15 protein-coding genes and 1 pseudogene are annotated in these 18,516 nt (G+C 58.0%); 11 read left to right on the top strand and 5 right to left on the bottom strand.

The genetic code is table 11. The features are described 5' to 3' along the window. Window positions 1-138: 138 nt before the first annotated feature. Complete coding sequence (pobA, locus tag K3169_RS19135) at window positions 139-1,323, bottom strand: 4-hydroxybenzoate 3-monooxygenase (RefSeq protein WP_122708812.1); 1,185 nt, start codon at window positions 1,321-1,323, stop codon at window positions 139-141. A gap of 122 nt (window positions 1,324-1,445) precedes the next feature. Between pobA and K3169_RS19130 the strand changes: the two genes are divergently transcribed. From K3169_RS19130 to K3169_RS19085, 11 genes and pseudogenes are all read left to right on the top strand, one after another. Next, window positions 1,446-2,318, top strand: coding sequence for a helix-turn-helix domain-containing protein (locus tag K3169_RS19130; RefSeq protein ID WP_122708811.1), 873 nt, complete (start codon window positions 1,446-1,448; stop codon window positions 2,316-2,318). Between the two features lie 212 nt (window positions 2,319-2,530). Next, on the top strand, window positions 2,531-3,460 hold the full coding sequence (gene pcaQ / locus K3169_RS19125; protein WP_027898126.1) for a pca operon transcription factor PcaQ: 930 nt from the start codon (window positions 2,531-2,533) through the stop codon (window positions 3,458-3,460). A 110-nt stretch (window positions 3,461-3,570) separates the two neighbouring features. After that, window positions 3,571-4,290, top strand: a complete 720-nt coding sequence (gene pcaH / locus K3169_RS19120; protein ID WP_027898127.1) for a protocatechuate 3,4-dioxygenase subunit beta — start codon at window positions 3,571-3,573, stop codon at window positions 4,288-4,290. Window positions 4,291-4,302: 12 nt separating this feature from the next. Then, window positions 4,303-4,905: a protocatechuate 3,4-dioxygenase subunit alpha gene (gene pcaG, locus K3169_RS19115; protein WP_263267458.1), complete on the top strand. Its 603-nt coding sequence runs from the start codon at window positions 4,303-4,305 to the stop codon at window positions 4,903-4,905. Window positions 4,906-5,209: 304 nt separating this feature from the next. Beyond that, on the top strand, window positions 5,210-6,559 hold the full coding sequence (locus K3169_RS19110; protein ID WP_027900851.1) for an MFS transporter: 1,350 nt from the start codon (window positions 5,210-5,212) through the stop codon (window positions 6,557-6,559). A 16-nt stretch (window positions 6,560-6,575) separates the two neighbouring features. Further along, entirely contained in the window at window positions 6,576-7,928 is a 1,353-nt protein-coding gene (locus tag K3169_RS19105) for a 3-carboxy-cis,cis-muconate cycloisomerase (RefSeq protein WP_263267456.1), read from the top strand. 147 nt (window positions 7,929-8,075) lie between these two features. Further along, window positions 8,076-8,864 (top strand): 3-oxoadipate enol-lactonase, encoded by a 789-nt coding sequence (gene pcaD, locus K3169_RS19100; protein WP_263267455.1) that lies wholly within the window; start codon window positions 8,076-8,078, stop codon window positions 8,862-8,864. A 14-nt stretch (window positions 8,865-8,878) separates the two neighbouring features. Continuing rightward, window positions 8,879-9,274, top strand: a complete 396-nt coding sequence (gene pcaC / locus K3169_RS19095) for a 4-carboxymuconolactone decarboxylase (RefSeq protein WP_027900854.1) — start codon at window positions 8,879-8,881, stop codon at window positions 9,272-9,274. A 507-nt stretch (window positions 9,275-9,781) separates the two neighbouring features. Continuing rightward, window positions 9,782-11,278 (top strand): annotated as a pseudogene (locus K3169_RS19090) (PAS domain-containing protein); the annotation flags it as partial. Between the two features lie 33 nt (window positions 11,279-11,311). Continuing rightward, window positions 11,312-11,920, top strand: a complete 609-nt coding sequence (locus tag K3169_RS29830; RefSeq protein WP_411567057.1) for a methyl-accepting chemotaxis protein — start codon at window positions 11,312-11,314, stop codon at window positions 11,918-11,920. After that, a complete protein-coding gene (locus tag K3169_RS19085; RefSeq protein WP_263267451.1) occupies window positions 11,917-13,401 on the top strand; it encodes a chemotaxis protein CheW in 1,485 nt (494 codons plus the stop codon). Before K3169_RS29830 ends, K3169_RS19085 begins: the two co-directional genes overlap by 4 nt. An 8-nt stretch (window positions 13,402-13,409) precedes the next feature. On the opposite strand, the gene K3169_RS19080 is transcribed toward K3169_RS19085, so the two are convergent. The 4 genes from K3169_RS19080 to K3169_RS19065 all read right to left on the bottom strand — a co-directional run bounded on the left by K3169_RS19080 (window position 13,410) and on the right by K3169_RS19065 (window position 17,645). Beyond that, a complete protein-coding gene (locus tag K3169_RS19080) occupies window positions 13,410-14,675 on the bottom strand; it encodes an arsenic transporter (protein WP_263267449.1) in 1,266 nt (421 codons plus the stop codon). Window positions 14,676-14,991: 316 nt separating this feature from the next. Next, a complete protein-coding gene (gene xopAW / locus K3169_RS19075; protein ID WP_231671552.1) occupies window positions 14,992-15,726 on the bottom strand; it encodes a XopAW family type III secretion system calcium-binding effector in 735 nt (244 codons plus the stop codon). 114 nt (window positions 15,727-15,840) lie between these two features. Beyond that, entirely contained in the window at window positions 15,841-16,899 is a 1,059-nt protein-coding gene (locus tag K3169_RS19070; protein WP_263267446.1) for a sensor histidine kinase, read from the bottom strand. Further along, on the bottom strand, window positions 16,896-17,645 hold the full coding sequence (locus K3169_RS19065) for a response regulator (protein ID WP_263267445.1): 750 nt from the start codon (window positions 17,643-17,645) through the stop codon (window positions 16,896-16,898). Before K3169_RS19065 ends, K3169_RS19070 begins: the two co-directional genes overlap by 4 nt. Window positions 17,646-18,516 lie beyond the last annotated feature (871 nt).

Here is an 18,516-nt window from a genome sequence, read left to right as displayed (position 1 = left end):
ACATTGCCAAAGCCATATGGGCTGCGGTTTTTGGCCAATGATCACGAAATGAACAGCCACAAAAATACTGATTTTCCCTTGATTTTCAGTTGCTTTGCGGTGCAGCGCGCTACACCGGGCCGTTCAAAGCGTCCCGGTTCAGTGGATATCCTCGAACGGCAGGCCCACATAATTTTCCGCGATGCTGCGACGGCCAGCGTCGGAACCAACGAAGTAATCCAGTTCGGTTTGTTGCAGACGCTGGCTGAACGAGTCGTTATCCGGAAAGCGATGCAGCATCGAGGTCATCCACCAGGAAAATCGCTCGGCTTTCCACACCCGACGCAGGCAAATTTCCGAATAACGTTGCAACAGATCGGTGCGGCCCTCGCGATACACTTTGAGCAGGATGCGATACAGCGTATTGACGTCGCTGGCCGCCAGGTTCAGGCCCTTGGCCCCGGTGGGCGGTACGATATGCGCGGCGTCACCCAGCAGAAACAGTCGGCCATACTGCATCGGTTCGACCACGAAGCTGCGCAGCGGGGCGATGCTCTTTTCAATTGATGGGCCAGTGACCAGGCGATTGGCGACATCCCCGGGCAGACGGTGCTTGAGTTCATCCCAGAACCGCTCATCCGGCCAATCCTCGATCTTCTCCTCTGCGTCCACCTGGACGTAATACCGGGTACGTGTGGGCGAGCGCATGCTGCACAAGGCAAAACCGCGTTCGTGGCGAGCGTAGATCAGCTCTTCGCTGACGGGCGGGGTGTCCGCCAGTACGCCAAGCCAACCAAACGGATAAACCCGTTCGAATACCTCGACTGCTTCAGCAGGGATCGATTGCCGCGAGACGCCATGAAATCCGTCGCACCCGGCGATGTATTCACAATCCAGACGGATGCCCTGGCCCTCGTGATCGAAAGTCAGATAAGGGGCATCTGTTTTCATATCATGAGGCACAACGTTGCTGGCATCGAAGAAGCTGACAGCGCCCGCTGCGTCCCGGGCTTCCAGCAGGTCTCGGGTGACCTCAGTCTGGCCGTAGACCGTGACGTGCTTGCCCCCGGTCAGGCCATGCAGATCGATACGTTCGGTGCGCCCGTCGAAAGCCAGCTGGAAACCGTCATGGGGCAGGCCTTCGCTGTCCAGACGCTGGCTGACGCCAGCCTCGCGCAGGAGGTCTACGGTGCCTTGTTCAAGCACGCCAGCGCGGATTCGAGAGAGGATATGCCCGGGATTTTTGCGTTCGACGATGACGTTGTCGATACCGGCCTGCTGGAGCAATTGACCGAGTAAAAGGCCGGACGGCCCGCAGCCAATAATGGCGATCTGGGTTTTCATGGCAGAACCTTTTTTATATGTTGTTTTTATCTGTCCTGTATTTTTAGTGGCTGTTATCCGAAGAAGAAGACATTATTCGCTGCATTTTCTGGACTTTTCATAACTCGTGGATGGGGGCAAACATGCGTGGTCCAGCGGCTGAAAGTGTCCCGGTCTTCAAGCTCTACGGGGAAACCACGCTCTGGCCGACTCCCGACCTGTTGCATTGCGAGTCGATACCAGAGCGCAGTCAGCTGCACGGTTGGGAAATACAAACCCACTCCCACAGCGATCTTGTGCAGTTGCTTTATGTGCAATCCGGGCAGGCCACCCTGCATGTCGAAGGTGTCACCCGTCAGGTGGAAAGCGCTACGTTGCAGGTGATTCCGGCATTGAGCGTGCATCGCTTCAGTTTTGCCCCGGACATTCAGGGTTACATCCTCAGCCTGGCGCAGCCGTTGGCGGAACAATTGAATGCGTCGCTGGCGTCTTTACCGTTGAACGTCGCCCACTGTTATGGCGTGAACAGTGAAGAGCGCAAGCAGCTGGATCCGTTGTTTACTGCGATCAGTGAAGAGTACGCGCAGCATAAATCCGGACGGGACTCCATGCTCCATGCGCTGATTACCATGCTGTCGATCTGGCTGGATCGGCGCAGCAGTGCGCTGTCTTCGTCCGTGATGGCTTCCCATGAAAAAGGCCGCGAGCATTTGCAGGCATTTACCCGGTTGGTGGGCGAGCAGTTCCGCCAGCACTGTTCTATCGAACACTACGCTGAACAACTGAATATCAGCGCAGCCTGGCTGAACAGTCTGTGTCGAAGGCTGACCGATCAGTCGGCTTTGCAGATCATCAATCAACGTCTGCTGCTGGAAGCCAAACGCGATCTGGTTTACACCACCCTGACTATCAATCAGATTTCGGACCGGTTGGGGTTTTCAGAGCCCGCGTACTTTTCCCGATTCTTCAAACGCTGCACGGGCCAGTCGCCCAGACAGTTTCGGGGGCAGCGGTAATAGTCGGCAGTCTTATCAAGCACACTGCAATCATTTGAACTGGAAATGCTTTTTCTGTAGGAGCTGCCGAAGGCTGCGAAGCCTTTATCCTGAGCCAGCGCCATCGCAGCCTTCGGCAGCTCCTACAGGGGCAATGTTGGCCGCACCAATGGACACTCAGGCCGCTCGTTGGTATCACCCTTAATGGATTCAAATGTAAGGCGACCACCGAATTGAACATCGATACCCGAATCAAATTCCGTCATCTGGTGTGTTTCCTCGAGGTGGCCAGGCAGGGCAGTCTGGCGCGGGCTTCGGATCAGTTGGCGATTAGTCAGCCAGCGCTTTCCAAAACCCTCAAGGAGCTGGAAACGCTGCTCGAAACCCAGTTGTTTGTGCGCAGTAAAAGCGGCGCAGCGCTGACCGAGGCGGGTGTGGCGTTTCTGCGCTTCGCCGGGCCCAGTGTGCAATCGTTGCGCGAAGGGGTGAACAGCCTGCGCTCCGGCGAGCATGAACCGGTGACCGCGCGACTTGGCGTCTTGTCGACTGTCGAAAGCCTGCTGGTCCCGGAAGTGGTGCGTCGGCTGCATGAGCGTCATCCAGCGCTGATCGTCAGCGTCATGACGGGCCCCAGCGCCTATCTGCTCTCGCAGTTGCGGGTCGGTGAACTGGATCTGGTGGTCGGGCGCATGACCGACAGTCCGCAGATTCAGGGCCTGACCTTCGAGCACCTCTACAGCGAATCCATGACCCTCGTCGTCCGGCGCGATCACCCGTTGCTGGAGGGCAAGTTGCGCCGTGAAAGCCTGGAAAATTACCCCATGGTTCTGCCCTTGGCAGGCACAACTATTCGAAAATTTGCCGACAGCCTGTTCGTGCAATGCGGAATCAGCCCGCCACGCCAGCGGCTGGAAACCCTGTCGCTGACCTTGAGCCGCCGTTACGTGCAATGCAGCGACGCGATCTGGATCGCGCCGTTCGATGCCGTTCAGCAGGATTTGCACGCAGGTGAACTGCACGAGCTGGAGCTGGGCATTCGCGAACCCGGTGGCTCGGTGGGTATTTGCAGTAACCCGGCCCTGCCTTTGTCCAGAGCCGCGCAGTGGTGCGTAGATGTCTTGCAGGAGGTAGGCAAAGCGTATGGTCAAACGGAGCATCCATAACCATTTGGTTATGGATATGATTGATTTATTCAGTTCAGGTTTCGGGTAAGTCGAGAGAAACTGCGCGACATCAATAAACACTCCTCATTATAAAAACCAGGGAGAACCGCATGTCTGATGCGAGCAGCAGTCGTTTCGTCGTCCGTGACCGAAACTGGCACCCCAAAGCGTTGACCCCCGATTACAAGACCTCGATCCTGCGCTCCCCGCGACAGGCCCTTGTGAGTATTCCGCAATCGGTCTCCGAGGCCACTGGCCCGGACTTTTCCCACCTCAAATTTGGCGAGCACGACAACGACCTGTTGCTGAACTTCAACAACGGTGGTCTGCCGATTGGCGAGCGTATTATTCTGGCCGGGCGGGTGTGCGACCAATACGGCAAGCCGATTCCACACACACTGGTCGAGATCTGGCAGGCCAACGCGGGTGGCCGTTATCGCCACAAACGCGATGCTTATCTGGCGCCCATCGATCCGAACTTCGGCGGCGTGGGTCGGGCTTTGACCGATCGCGATGGCAACTACAGTTTCCGCACGGTAAAACCCGGTCCTTACCCGTGGCGCAACGGTCCCAATGACTGGCGTCCGGCGCATATTCATGTGTCAATCAGCGGTCCGTCGATTGCGACACGCTTGATCACTCAGCTGTATTTCGAAGGCGATCCGCTGATCCCGCTGTGCCCGATCGTCAAGTCGATTGCCAACCCGGATGCGGTGCAAAGTCTGATTGCCCGGCTGGACATGGGCATGGCCAATCCGATGGACAGCCTGGCTTATCGCTTTGATATCGTCCTGCGCGGTCAGCGCGCGACGCACTTCGAAAATCGCTAAGGAGCTAATGACATGCCGGTTCAATTGCTGCCTGAAACTCCTTCACAAACTGCTGGCCCGTACGTGCATATCGGCCTGGCGCTGGAGGCTGCGGGCAATCCGCCCCGGGATCTGGAAATCACTCACGAAATGGTCCTGCCCAATGCCCCGGGTGAACATATCGTCCTGCTGGGTAATGTTTTTGATGGTAACGGCCACCTGATTCGTGACGCCTTTCTGGAATTCTGGCAAGCCGACCATGAAGGTCATTACGACCCGATTTACGACCCGGAAAAACCCTTCAACGGCTTCGGTCGTACTGCCACGGGGGAAGATGGTCAGTGGCTGTTGAACACCATCAAGCCAGGCATCTTGAGTAACGCGGCTGGCGTGCCCATGGCAGCGCACATCAACGTGTCGCTGTTTGCCCGTGGCATCAATATCCATCTGCAGACCCGTTTGTATTTCGACGATGAAGCTGAAGCCAACGCCAAGGATCCGGTGTTGAACCTGATCGAACAACCGATCCGCCGCGAAACCCTGATCGCCAAACGCTGTACGGTCGACGGCAAGCTGGCGTACCGTTTTGACATCCGCGTGCAGGGTGAAGACGAGACGGTGTTTTTCGATTTTTGATCGTCCGTCCAGCCGACGCATGACCTATAGGGGCCAATGATAAGTTACTGAATAGATGCGATTTTTATGTGGGAGCGGTGCTTGCCCGCGATAAGAACACCGCGGTGTATGCTCAAGACCGCGTCGTCCTTATCGCGGGCAAGCACCGCTCCCACATAAACCGCGTCTGCTTCGCGACAGCGCGGTGTCATAGATACCAGGCCGCTCTCGCAGGAAAGGGGCGACCAGAAAGTTGTATTTAGTTTGATCAGAAACAGGGCGCTCGCAGCAGCGAGCGACCCAAATAATAATAAAAGGAACCACCATGACGCTTTCGGCTCGCGTGCCCGAGGCCGGCACACTGGATGTGCAGGCCTTTATCAATGCCCAACCCTTGTCCCGCTATCAGTGGCGAGTGGTGATTCTGTGTTTCCTGATTGTGTTCCTTGATGGTCTCGACACGGCCGCCATGGGCTTTATTGCTCCGGCGTTGAGTGTTGAGTGGGGCATTGATCGCGCCAGCCTTGGCCCGGTGATGAGTGCCGCGCTGATCGGTATGGTCTTCGGCGCGCTGGGGTCCGGTCCACTGGCTGACCGTTTCGGGCGTAAGGTCGTGCTGGTCGTGGCCGTGTTTCTGTTCGGTCTGTTCAGCCTGCTGTCGGCGTACAGCAGCAACATTGATCAACTGCTGATCCTGCGTCTGCTCACCGGTCTAGGCCTTGGCGCTGCGATGCCCAACGCCACGACACTGCTCTCGGAATACACCCCGGAGCGTCTCAAATCATTGCTGGTGACCAGCATGTTCTGCGGCTTCAACCTCGGCATGGCCTGCGGCGGATTTGTTTCCGCCAAACTGATTCCCGCCATGGGTTGGCACAGCCTGTTGATGCTTGGCGGGATTTTGCCGCTGATCCTCACGGTTGTGCTGATGATCTGGCTGCCGGAGTCGGCGCGCTTTCTGGTGGTACGCAACCTCGGGGTGGACCGCATTCGCAAGGTGCTGGCACCGATCTCCCGTCAGGAAGTCAACGCCGCCAAAGACTTCAGCGTGCCGGAACAGAAAACAGTACGCAGCCGTAACGTCTTGAAGGTCATATTTTCCGGCACCTACAGCGCCGGGACCTTATTGCTGTGGCTGACCTATTTCATGGGGCTGGTCATTGTTTACTTGCTGACCAGCTGGTTGCCAACCCTGATGCGCGACAGCGGCGCGAGCATGGAACAATCCGCCTTCATCGGGGCTCTGTTTCAATTTGGCGGCGTGTTAAGCGCGGTCGGCGTAGGTTGGGCCATGGACAAGTACAACCCACACAAAGTAATTGGCTGTGCCTACTTTCTGGCGGGCGTGTTCGCCTGGCTGGTGGGGCAGAGCCTGGGTAACGTCGCAGTGTTGGCGACCCTGGTGCTGCTGGCCGGTATGTGTATCAACGGCGCGCAATCGGCGATGCCTTCGCTGGCTGCGCGGTTCTATCCTACCCAAGGGCGTGCCACGGGCGTTTCGTGGATGCTGGGCATCGGCCGTTTCGGTGCCATCCTCGGTGCGTGGGCTGGCGCCACATTGTTGGGGCTGGGCTGGAATTTCGAGCAGGTACTGACTGCGCTGGTGGTGCCGGCGGCACTGGCGGCCATTGCGGTGCTGATCAAGGGCTGGGTCAGCCATTCGGATGCCACATGAATTCTGGAGTCATGTTTTGAATAGATCGAGTCAGCAACTTTTCGACGCGTACTTCAAACAGCCGCAGATGAGCGAAATCTTCTCTGACCATGGTCGGCTGCAAGGCATGCTCGACTTCGAAGCGGCGCTGGCCCGCGCCGAGGCGAGCACGGGGTTGATTCCCGCTGAAGTGGTCGAAGACATTCAGGCCAGTTGCAACGCCGAGCTGTTCGACTTTGCCGAGTTGGCGGTTGCGATTGGCAATGCCGGTAATTCGGCAATCCCGCTGGTCAAGGCGCTGGGCAAGAAGATCGCGGCGCGCAATCCAACGGCTGAACGTTATGTACACATGGGCGCTACCAGCCAGGATGTGATGGACAGCGGAGTGGTGCTGCAACTGCGCGCAGCCATCGTGTTGCTGGAACGGGATCTGGCCGAGCTGGCTGAATCTCTGGCCCGACAGGCCCAGCGCTACGCGGTGACGCCACTGGCCGGGCGCACCTGGTTACAGCAGGCGACTCCGGTCACTCTCGGCATGAAAATCGCCGGTTGGCTGGGTGCGATAACCCGTCATCGTCAGCGCTTGCAGGAGCTCAAACCACGGCTGTTAAGCCTGCAGTTTGGTGGCGCGTCCGGCACCTTGGCGGCACTGGGCGCGCAAGCATTGCCCGTCGCTGAAGCACTGGCCCGTGAACTGCAACTGACTTTGCCGGAGCAGCCGTGGCACACCCAGCGCGACCGGCTGGTGGAGTTCGCCAGTTGGCTGGGTCTGATCGCCGGTAGCCTGGGCAAGATGGGCCGGGATATCAGTCTGTTGATGCAGACCGAAGTGGGCGAAGTCTTCGAACCGGCGGCAGCGGGCAAGGGCGGTTCATCGACCATGCCCCACAAGCGTAATCCGGTCGGTGCGGCGGTGATGATCAGCGCTTCAGTGCGTGCGCCGGGGCTGGTCGCAACGATGTTCGCGGCCATGCCTCAGGAGCACGAGCGCAGCCTCGGTCTGTGGCACGCCGAGTGGGAAACCCTGCCTGAACTGTGTTGCCTGGTGTCGGGATCGTTGCAACAGGCTTTGCAGGTAATTCCAGCGCTGGAAGTCAACGCGGAGCAGATGCTCACTAATCTTGATTCCACCCGAGGCCTGGTGCTTGCCGAGGCGGTCAGCATTGCCTTGGCCCAGCGCATCGGTCGCGATGCTGCGCATCATCTGATCGAACAAAGCTGCCGCCAAGCCGTGCAGCATGGGCTGCATCTTCGCGAAGTGCTTGGCGCAGATCCACAGGTCGGTGCCGAGCTGTCAGCCGCAGAGCTGGACCATCTGCTTGATCCCGCCAACTACCTGGGCCTTGCGCAGCAGTGGGTGGAGAGGGCGGTGGCTTTGGCGAACATTTAACTCGAACTGTGGGAGCAGAGCTTGCTCTGGGCGGCATTCCGACGATAAGAGCAACACAACTCTCAAGCAGAATCGCGTCAGCCTTATCGCGAGCAAGCTCTGCTCCCACAGGAACCAGATTCAATCTTCAATTTTCAGGAGCCCTCTATGCCCTTCATCCAACTCCCCGACGGCGATCTGCATTACCAACTCGATGGCCCGCAAGGCGCGCCGGTTTTGCTGTTGTCCAACTCGCTGGGCACTAATCTGAGCATGTGGGATTCGCAAATGCCGGTGTTCACCGAGCATTTCCAGGTGCTGCGCTATGACACGCGCGGGCATGGTCAATCATTGGTGCCCGAAGGGCCTTACAGCATCGAGCAGAATGGTCGCGATGCATTGGCCTTGCTGGACGCCTTGCAACTGCCGAGCGTGTTGTTCTGCGGGCTGTCCATGGGCGGTCTGATTGGCCAATGGCTGGCGATCAATGCCCCGCAGCGTGTGCAACGGCTGGTGGTGTGTAACACCGCCGCGAAAATCGGCACCCCTGATGTCTGGAACCCTCGTATCGAGACCGTTCTTCGTGACGGCAAAGCCGCCATGCAAGCCCTGCGCGAAGCGTCAATTGCGCGCTGGTTCACCCCGGAGTTTGCCAAAGCCGACCCGCAGCGGGTGGAGCCGGTGGTGGACATGCTGGCCCAGACCTCACCTCAGGGCTATGCCGCCAACTGCGCAGCGGTACGCGACGCGGACTTCCGTGAACAGATCAGCGCAATCACGCTGCCGGTGCTGGTGGTCTGCGGCACCCAGGACGCGGTCACCACACCTGCCGACGGACGTTTTCTGACCGAGCACATCGCCGGTGCCGAATACGCCGAATTTCATGCTGCGCATCTTTCCAGCATCGAAGCGGAAAGTGAATTTGGTGAGCGCGTCGTGACCTTCCTGAAAGCCTGAACCCGGAGTTTCCAATGGACGAAAAACAACGTTACGAAGCCGGCATGCAAGTGCGCCGTGCTGTGTTGGGCGATGCCCACGTGGACAACAGCCTGAAGAAACTCACGCCGTTCAATGAAGAGTTTCAGGAGATGATCACCCGCCACGCCTGGGGCGACATCTGGACTCGCCCCGGTCTGCCGCGTCACACCCGAAGCCTGGTGACGATCGCCATGCTGATCGGCATGAACCGCGAAGGCGAACTGCGCCTGCACCTGAAGGCTGCGAAGCACAATGGTGTGACTCGAGAAGAGATCAAGGAAGTGCTGATGCAGAGCGCAATCTACTGCGGTATTCCGGCGGCCAACGCTACGTTCCATCTGGCGGAAGAGGTCTGGGACGAAATGGGTGTCGAGTCGCTGGAAAAGTAAGGATGGTCGCTCAATGCTGCAAGCTGCAATTCGCAGGTAGTGCATTGAGTCAGCAGTAAATAACGTAGGTAAGGAAGTTAAGGCCGCTTAATGACTGATGAGTCGGGCGGCTTTTTTTTGCGATATCACTCAAGTTTGTTATGCCTTTTCAGTATGAGTGCTGTAACAGTTTATTAATCACCGTTGTCCTGAGGTTCACTTTTAACCTCACGCTTATTGGATCCATGTTTGAACCCAAGGCGGGCGATTGGACAGTGGCGCCGCGTGTATGCCTCGGCGGGCCTGACCGTGACGTTAATGGAAAAGTTCCAAAAAATATTATCGTGTCCATTGAAAATAACGATTATCAAGCGCCGCGGAATGACGTAAGTTACGCTCAATTCATCATTAATGGCACATAGCCACCCGCTGATCGGATGATGGTGATGTTTTATTAAGGAAGTTTCAGTCAGGGCCGACAACGAAACAATAAGAACCCGATGATCGCTCCCTTTTCGAGACCCGCCCATGTCCACTCCTTCCGCAAACTCGTCTGTCGACTCTGCCATCGATCTGAACTCTTTGATGAATGCCATCAATCATTCCCAGGCAATGATCGAGTTTGATCTGGAAGGCAACATCCTGCAGGCCAACGCCAATTTTCTCGACAGGGTGGGCTATCGTCTCGAAGAAGTGCAGGGCCGCCATCACCGTATGTTCTGTACTCCGGAATACGCTTCCAGCCCTGAATATGCTGAGTTCTGGCGATCGCTGGCGACCGGGAAATTTGATCAGGGGCAATACAAAAGGCTGGGTAAGGGCGGCAAGGAAATCTGGCTTCAGGCGACTTATAACCCGATTCTCAATCAGGCTGGCGAGCCATTCAAAGTGGTGAAGTTTGCCACGGATATTACCGATCAGCGCATGCGCAACGCGGAATACGAAGGCAAAGTCGAAGCTATTCAGCGTTCTCAAGGCGTGATCGAGTTTGATCTGAATGGTCGGGTGCTTGCAGCCAATGACAACTTCCTGAAGGTGCTCGGCTACCGTCTGGACGAAGTGCTGGGCCAGCACCATCGCATGTTCTGCGATGACCAATACCTCAACAGCCCGGCCTATCGGGCCTTCTGGGCCAAGCTTGAGCGCGGTGAATACGATTCAGGCGAGTACATGCGGCTGGGCAAGGGCGGGCGTGAAGTCTGGATCAGTGCCACCTACAACCCTATTTTTGACCCCGATGGTCGTCCTTACAAGGTCGTGAAGTTTGCCAACGATGTGACTGAAGTGCGGGCCCGCAATGCTGAGTTCGTCGGCAAGGTCACTGCCATCGAGCGTTCTCAGGCAGTTATCGAATTTGACCTGACTGGCAAAGTCCTGTCTGCGAACCCTAACTTCCTCGCCGTGTTTGGTTATGAGCTGGACGAAGTGATCGGCCAGCCCCACCGTATGTTCTGCACCGAAGAGTTTGGTGCCAGCATGGGCTACCGCGAGTTTTGGGAAAAACTCGGTCGCGGCGAATACGACACCAATGAATATCGACGCAAACGCAAAGACGGCAAGGAAATCTGGATTCAAGCCACTTACAACCCGATTCTCAACTCCCATGGCCAGCCTTACAAAGTGGTCAAGTTCGCGCTGGATGTCACCGAAATAAAAGAAAGCAGCGCTGAGCGCCAGGGCAAGGTCAATGCGATTGATCGCGCGCAAGCGGTGATCGAGTTCGATATGGCGGGCAATATCCTCGATGCCAACGCCAACTTCCTCAAGTCGCTGGGTTACAGCCTGCAAGAGCTGCGTGGTCAGCACCACCGGATTTTCTGCGAGGAAGAGTACGTGCGCAGCACGGCCTATCGCGAGTTCTGGCATGACTTGTCTCAAGGGCAGTTTTTCTCCGGACGTTTCATGCGCTTGAGCAAGTTCGGCCAGCACATCTGGATTCAGGCGACTTACAACCCGGTGTTCGACAGCGATGGCAAACCTTATAAAGTGGTGAAGTTCGCCACGGACATCACTCAACAGGTCGAACTGGAAGAAGCCATCGAAGCTAAAACCCGGGCCATGGACGCTTCAGTGCAAAACCTGATGAGCGCCATTTCCTATGTGGCGCAGAGCACTGATCAAGCCACTGACCTGGCCAGGCTGACCCGTGAACAGGCTAGTCAGGGGTCGGAAACACTCGTCCGGGCAGCCGAAGCCATGACCATGATTGGCAAGTCTGCTGAAGATATTCAGGACATCATTCAGGTCATCAGTGAAATCGCCAGCCAGACCAACATGCTCGCGTTCAACGCAGCCATCGAAGCCGCAAGGGCCGGTGAGCATGGCCTGGGCTTCTCGGTGGTTGCAGATGAGGTGCGCAAGCTGGCCGAGAAGTCTTCCCAGGCCACCAAGGAAATCAACAAACTGATTCTGGAAACCGTCAGCCGGATAAAATCCGGCAGCGAGATCTCCTTGAGTGCCGGCAGTGCGTTCGAGCAGATCGTCAAAGGCGTCAACGAGACCACCGTGGCCATCGACAGCATCAATGCCGCAACCGCCAAGCAAATGGACTCGGCAGGCCAGGTGGAAACGCTGATTTTCGAGCTGCACCAGACCAAGGTTGGCAATGAGCAAGGCGCTGTGAATGTCAGTGCCCGTACCAGCAAACCTTCCGGGCTGCCTGCATGAACACGCTGCGCGCCTACGGCGTGGTGCAGATAAACGGTGCGTTTCTGGGCATCGAAGCCACCTCGTTGATGGAAGCCGTTCACTGGCCGACCAATCTGCAGCGCCATCCGGTGACGCGCGGTGTGTTGGCTGGGGTTTTCACCTTGCGTGGCAGACCGGTTCCGCTTGTGGATCTGCGATCTGTGCTCAGCGACGACATGCCAGAGCAAGCGCCAACTCCGCTGGTCGCCATCCTCAAGTACAAAGGCGGCTTGTTGGGCGTTGCCATTGATGCCGTCTGCGACATCGTCAAGGCCGCCGACTCTCAGCTCTGTCCTTTGGGACCGGGCGGCGAGGGCAGCGGGCTGATACCCACGCTGATCATGACCGGTGAAGACAGTCGCTTGATCTACATGCTGGATCTGGCGTTCCTCGCCAGCTTGCCCGGCGTACTGTTTGCCGCAGATACAGCGGCAGGGCCGATCAGTCGCGATACGTTGCAAGCGAAAAGCCAGTTGCGTCATTACCTGGTCTTTGAATGTGACGGGCAGCATTTCAGCATTGATGCCAGCGTAGTCACCGAGTTGGTCGACAAGCCGCAGGTCGCGCCTACCGATTTCGGGAATGGCTATTGCCTGGGCGTCACCGTGATTCGTGATACTAAAATTCCGGTCCTGAGCTTGTCTCAAGTGTTGGGTTTTGACTGCAGTAACGTGCAGGTCAAGAGCCAGCTTCTGTTGCTGACGGCCACCGACGGCAGGGTGTCTGGGTTTGGCTACGATCGTATGGTCGCCATTGAACGTCGGGACCCGCAAAGCCTGCTGCCGATGCCCGTCTATGGCTTGCGGGAGCCAGAGTTGTTGGCCGGTGTGATGAACCTCGGTGACGGATTGCAGGCTGTCCTGATCAATCATCAGTCTCTGCTGGAGCGATCCGGAGTCAAGAACTACGCCGAGCTTTACCAGACCCAGCCGCAGTCATCAGAGAGTCGTGCCAGCAAGGCGAAAGCGGTCATGCGTCAGGCCTGCCTGTTGTTCAAGTCGCCGACCCAGTTCGTCGCGCCACTCAGTCAGGTGTTGGAAATCCTCTCGATACCCACGCAAATGATTGGCCTTGCCCAGCCGGAAAATCACTTGTTGGGGCAGTTCAATCTGCGGGGCGAGCAGCTTCCACTGGTGTGCCTGAGCAGCTTGATCGAATCGTCGCCACAACCCCACACGCCGCTGTCGCGGGTGTTGGTGGTCAGGGGAGAGACGTTGACGTTTGGCTTCGCAGTGTCTCAGGTTGAAGCCATTGACTCGTTCAACCAGTTTGACCCGACGATGCTCGCTCAGGGCTGGCAGACCAATGCCGGCAAGGTGGTGTCGGTCAATGACCGGGCACGTTCGCTGGTGAGCATTGGCAGTGGTGCAAATAGTTGGCGCGCCACGCTGATGGATCTGCAGGGCATCGCCCGGCAACTGGAGGCAAGGTTGCTGCAGCCTGCCAGTGCCGCGGCCTGACACACTTTTTATCCGCCGGTGGTGATCGACAACGCCGCCAATGCACCGATCAACGCCGGTGGCATGACCAGAATTCCCAGCTTTAGAAAGCCCATCGCCGTGACATTTTCGCCTTCGCGGCGGATGGCGATCAGCCAGAGCAGGGTTGCCAGTGATCCGGTGATCGACAGGTTGGGACCCAGATCCACGCCGATGACCAGCGCACTGGTGGTTTCGGTGGGTAGATGAGCGATATGTCCGACCGAACCCGCAATCAAACCGGCCGGCAGATTGTTGATCAGGTTGCTGGCAATCGCCACGATCACGCCAGCGGTCCACGTCGCCTGAGTGGCCGAATCGTCGGCCAGTGATTTCAGCGCGTGGGCCAGATGATCGATAACCCCGGTCAGTGCCAAGCCCTCTACCAGGACGAACAAACCCGCCACCAGTGGCAATACACTCCAGGAAACCGCCTTGAGCACCGGCAGCGGGTTAAGCCGCTGACGCAGGTGGATCAATGCAGCGGTAGCGATACCTGCACAGAACGTCGGTAGCCCAAGTTGCATATCGAGCGCCGATGCACTCAGCAATACGATCCCCGTCAGCAAGATCCCGAACGCTGTCAGACGTGCACCGCTGGATAGCGGTTGCAGCGTGATGTCTGTTTCCAGAGGTTTACGCAGATGGCTGCGTTGCGTGAGGCGCAGCACGAGATAGGTCATGCCGATGGCGGCAATCGAAGGCAGGCTGAAATGCCAGAGCCAGGTTCCTAGTGGTGGCATGTTGTTGCCGAATATCACCAGGTTGGCCGGGTTTGAAATCGGCAGGACAAAACTGGCCGCGTTGGCGATAAAGGCGCAGATAAACAGATAGGGCAGTGGCTCGGCCTTGGCAGCGCGGGCTGCCGCGTAAACGGCGGGCGTCAGGACAACCGCAGTTGCGTCGTTGGACAGGAACACCGTGACCAGGGTGCCGACCAGAAACACCAGATCAAACAGGCGTTGCCCTGAGCCTTTTGCATGTTTTGCGGCAAGCATGGCCAGCCAGTCGAACAGACCTTGTTGCCGGGCCAGTTCGGCCAGAACCATCATGCCGATCAGAAACAGGTAGACATCGCCACCTTCCGCCACCGCACCCAGCGCCTTGTGCAGCGGGATAAACCCCAACGCTGTGAGCAGCACCGCGGCCCCCAACGCCCAGACAAATTCCGGCACCCGCCAAGGTCGCATGATGACGCCACAAGTGGCTAAAGCGGCGACAATCCAGATAACCGTTGCGGGGTCGAATGCGGGCATTTGCGGTACTCAATAGGCAGGCAAATGTCAGACCGGTGACGACGTGGACAAGTTCGTCCAGTGGCGCAGAATCGGGATGCGTTTTGATGTGGCAGGAACGCTGATCTCGTGTGGCAAACGCCGGACTTGTAGGAGTGAGCTTGCTCGCGATCACGTCAGGTCAGCCGACATCTTCTTAACAGATCGACCGCTATCGCGAGCAAGCTCACTCCTACAGGCCCTTGTTTTCTTCGCGACAGCGCGGCTGTCTGGACGACGGAGGCGCTACAGGTTTTGTGCTTTGCCTGACAGAGGCCTATCAGGCAAATCTTTCACATCAAGCAGCCGTATCGAGATACTTGCCGACCGGCTTGCTGCCACTGGTGTCGTAACGTTCGGTCAGTGCTGCAACCATCCGGCCCAAAGCCTCGGAAGCTTTGTTTTCGGCGGTGGTGCTGTCGTTTGATGTGGCGGTAAGAGCGCTGGTCAGCTCATCGGCGCTGATACTGCCGTCGCCATCAGCGTCCAGTGAGCTGAACAACTGCTCGCTGGCTTCCAGTGACGAAGCCGGTGGAGCGGGTGGCTGCTGCGGTTGCAGGCTTGCGGTCAATTCGTCAAGGCTGACCGTGCCATCCTTGTTGGTGTCCAGTGCATCAAACACCTGAGCACTGTCGGCGGTGCTGCCCGCGCTGCTCAAGCCTGCGGTCAACTCGTCACTGTTGATTGCGCCGTCGCCGTCGGTGTCCAGCGCGCTGAGCAGGTCTTCGGCAACATCGGTCGCAGGCTGGCCGCTTGGTGGAGGCGGCGGGGTGAGGGCTGCCAGTTCGTCGGCGTCGAGGCTGTCATCCTCGTTGGCGTCCAGGCTGCTGAACGCTTCACTCAGCGTGACGGTAATGCCGTCCTTGCTGTCAGAAGACGAGTTTGCAGCGCTCAGCTCGTCTTTGCTGACACTGCCGTCGCCATCGGTGTCCAGTTTAGCCAGCAATTGCTCCTGGAATTTCTTGCTCGCAGCGGTACTCGCGCTGGAGCTGGTGTAGCTCGAATAGCTGTTATTACTAACGCCACTGATCATCAGGCTGACTCCCTCAGGTTGATTGATCCGGTGACGGTGCACCGGCTTGTCAAGCCTCTAGATGGCAGGTGTCGAGGGTATGTGGGTTGTGTATCGGCGTCGTTACGTGTCCGTTCAGAAGCGCGGCAAGAACAGCACTGCTGTCAGACCGCCACCGGGCGTTTCGGCCAGTGACAGATCGCCGCCCATGCGCCGGGCGGCGTCGCGGGCGATGGTCATGCCCATGCCGACGCCACCGGAGTTGCGATTGCGCGAACCCTCCAGACGATAGAAGGGTTCAAACACGGCTTCATGGTGGTCGGCGCTGATCCCGGGGCCGTGATCAATCACCCTGACGCGTACGTGTTGCGGGTCATCAATAATCTCGACCCGCGCCTGACCGGCATAGCGCAGAGCGTTGTCGATCAGGTTATTGATGCACGAACGCAGCGCCATGGGCTGAGTCTTCAACGGCAGGCATTGCCCGCTGGATTGCACATCATCGCCATTGTCCTGAGCGTTTTCAGCGAGGGATTCGATCAAGGCCTGCAGATCGAACAACTGCACGATTTCACTGGTGCGTTGCTCATTCAGATAGGTCAGCGTGGCATCGAGCATGCCAATCATGTCGTTCAGATCCTGAGTCATCTGCCCGTGCAGTCTGGGTTCGTCGATTTGCTCGACCCGCAATTTCAGGCGCGAGAGCGGCGTGCGCAGGTCATGGGAGACTGCCGCAAGCATGCGCCCGCGCTGTTGCACCTGCTCGCGGATGCGTTGCTGCATCAGATTGAATGTCTGCGCGGCCTGCCGCGCTTCCAGCGGACCTTTGACTTCCATGGGCGGGCTGTCGAGGTTTTCGCTGAGCCGTTCGGCGGCGTTGCTCAAGTGCTGGATCGGTCTGCTCAACGCCTTGGCGCCGTACCAGGCAGCGATCACCAGGGTAATCAGCTGGAAGATCAGCGGCACGACAGGGCCACGGAAAAACGGTGGTCTGTGGCCAGGCGGCGGACCGTCCTCCGGACGCTGAAAAGCACGCCCCTCGATCTGCTGCCCTGACTCGGACATGGGTGGAGGCGGTGGTGGTGGAAACCCGTAAAACCTGAACCACATGAACGCCAGCAGATGCGCGAGCAAAATAGCAATCAACGCCCCCCCGAACAGGCGGGCGAAGAGGGTGTCAGCGGAGCGGATCAACCAATATCCCTTGCGTCAAACAGGTAACCCTCACCGCGAACGGTCTTGATCAACTGTGGGTTTTTCGGGTCATCCCCGAGCTTCTGCCGCAGACGCGAGACCAGCAGGTCAATGCTGCGATCAAAGGCCTCTATGGAGCGTCCGCGAGCGGCATCAAGCAGTTGCTCGCGGCTCAACACTCGACGCGGGCGTTCGAGGAACACCCGCAACAGGCGGAATTCCGCGTTGGACAGTGGCACCACCAGACCATCGGCGGCGACCAACTGGCGCAGCACGCTGTTGAGGCGCCAGGCATCGAAACGTACCGTGGAGCGCTCATCGTTGCGGTCGTCGCGTACGCGGCGCAACACGGTCTGGATGCGGGCGACCAGTTCGCGAGGTTCGAAAGGTTTGGCCATGTAATCGTCGGCACCCAGTTCCAGACCAATGATCCGGTCAGTGGGTTCGCAGCGGGCGGTGAGCATCAGAATCGGGATGTCCGAGGTGCTGCGCAGCCAGCGGCACAGAGAAAGGCCGTCTTCGCCGGGCAGCATCAAATCGAGGACGATGACGTCGAAGTTTTCTTCTTCCAGCGCCTTACGCATTTCAGTGCCGTCGGTTACGCCTCGGCACTGGATGTTGAAGCGCGCAAGGTAGTCGCAGAGCAGTTCGCGAATCGGTACGTCGTCATCGACGATCAGGGCGCGGGTGTTCCAGCGCGGGTCGCTGCTTTGTGGGGTTTCAGCTGAAGTTTCGGTTGATTGCATGATGCGACCACTGCCTGGTGATGCCGCCATCACTGGCCGCTATTGAAGATCAACGCTGCCCGCCATGCTACTTCGCCGACGGGCGCGGCGAAAGGGTGGCGTGAGGGGGTGTCGGGGGCGTGTCTGGAATGTATCGGGGGTGATACAAAGCGTGCCACTTAACCGGCTGTATATCTTTTCTCAAAGGAGGACTCACGGTCTGCTCGCGATTTGATAGGCGACCTAAAGCCAGTGGGACCGGATTCATCCGGGAAGGCGGTGTTCCTGGGGATAAAGATGCTGTGAATATCCCGGCCCCTTCGCGAATGAATTCGCTCCCACGGGTTTTACGCCAGTCTTGAGTGTATCGCGATCCAGTGGGACCGGATTCATCCGGGAAGGCGGTGTTCCTGGGGATAAAGATGCTGTGAATATCCCGGCCCCTTCGCGAATGAATTCGCTCCCACGGGTTTTACGCCAGCCTTGAATGTATCGCGATCCAGTGGGACCGGATTCATCCGGGAAGGCGGTGTTCCTGGCGATAAAGATGCTGTGAATATCCCGGCCCCTTCGCGAATGAATTCGCTCCCACGGGTTTACGCCAGCCTCAAGTCTACCGCGATCCAGTGGGACCGGATTCATCCGGGAAGGCGGTGTTCCTGGGGATAAAGATGCTGTGAATATTCCGGCCCCTTCGCGAATGAATTCGCTCCCACGGGTTTTACGCCAGCCTCAAGTCTGCCGCGATCCAGTGGGACCGGATTCATCCGGGAAGGCGGTGTTCCTGGCGATAAAAAGGCCGTGAATATCCCGGCCCCCTTCGCGAATGAATTCGCTCCCACGGGTTTTACGCCAGTCTTGAGTGTATCGCGATCCAGTGGGACCGGATTCA

This window comes from Pseudomonas phytophila (assembly GCF_025643095.1).
Taxonomy (GTDB): Bacteria; Pseudomonadota; Gammaproteobacteria; order Pseudomonadales; family Pseudomonadaceae; genus Aquipseudomonas; species Aquipseudomonas quasicaspiana.
The sequence above is the reverse complement of the archived record's forward strand: the minus strand, read 5'-3'. Positions and strand labels throughout refer to the sequence as shown.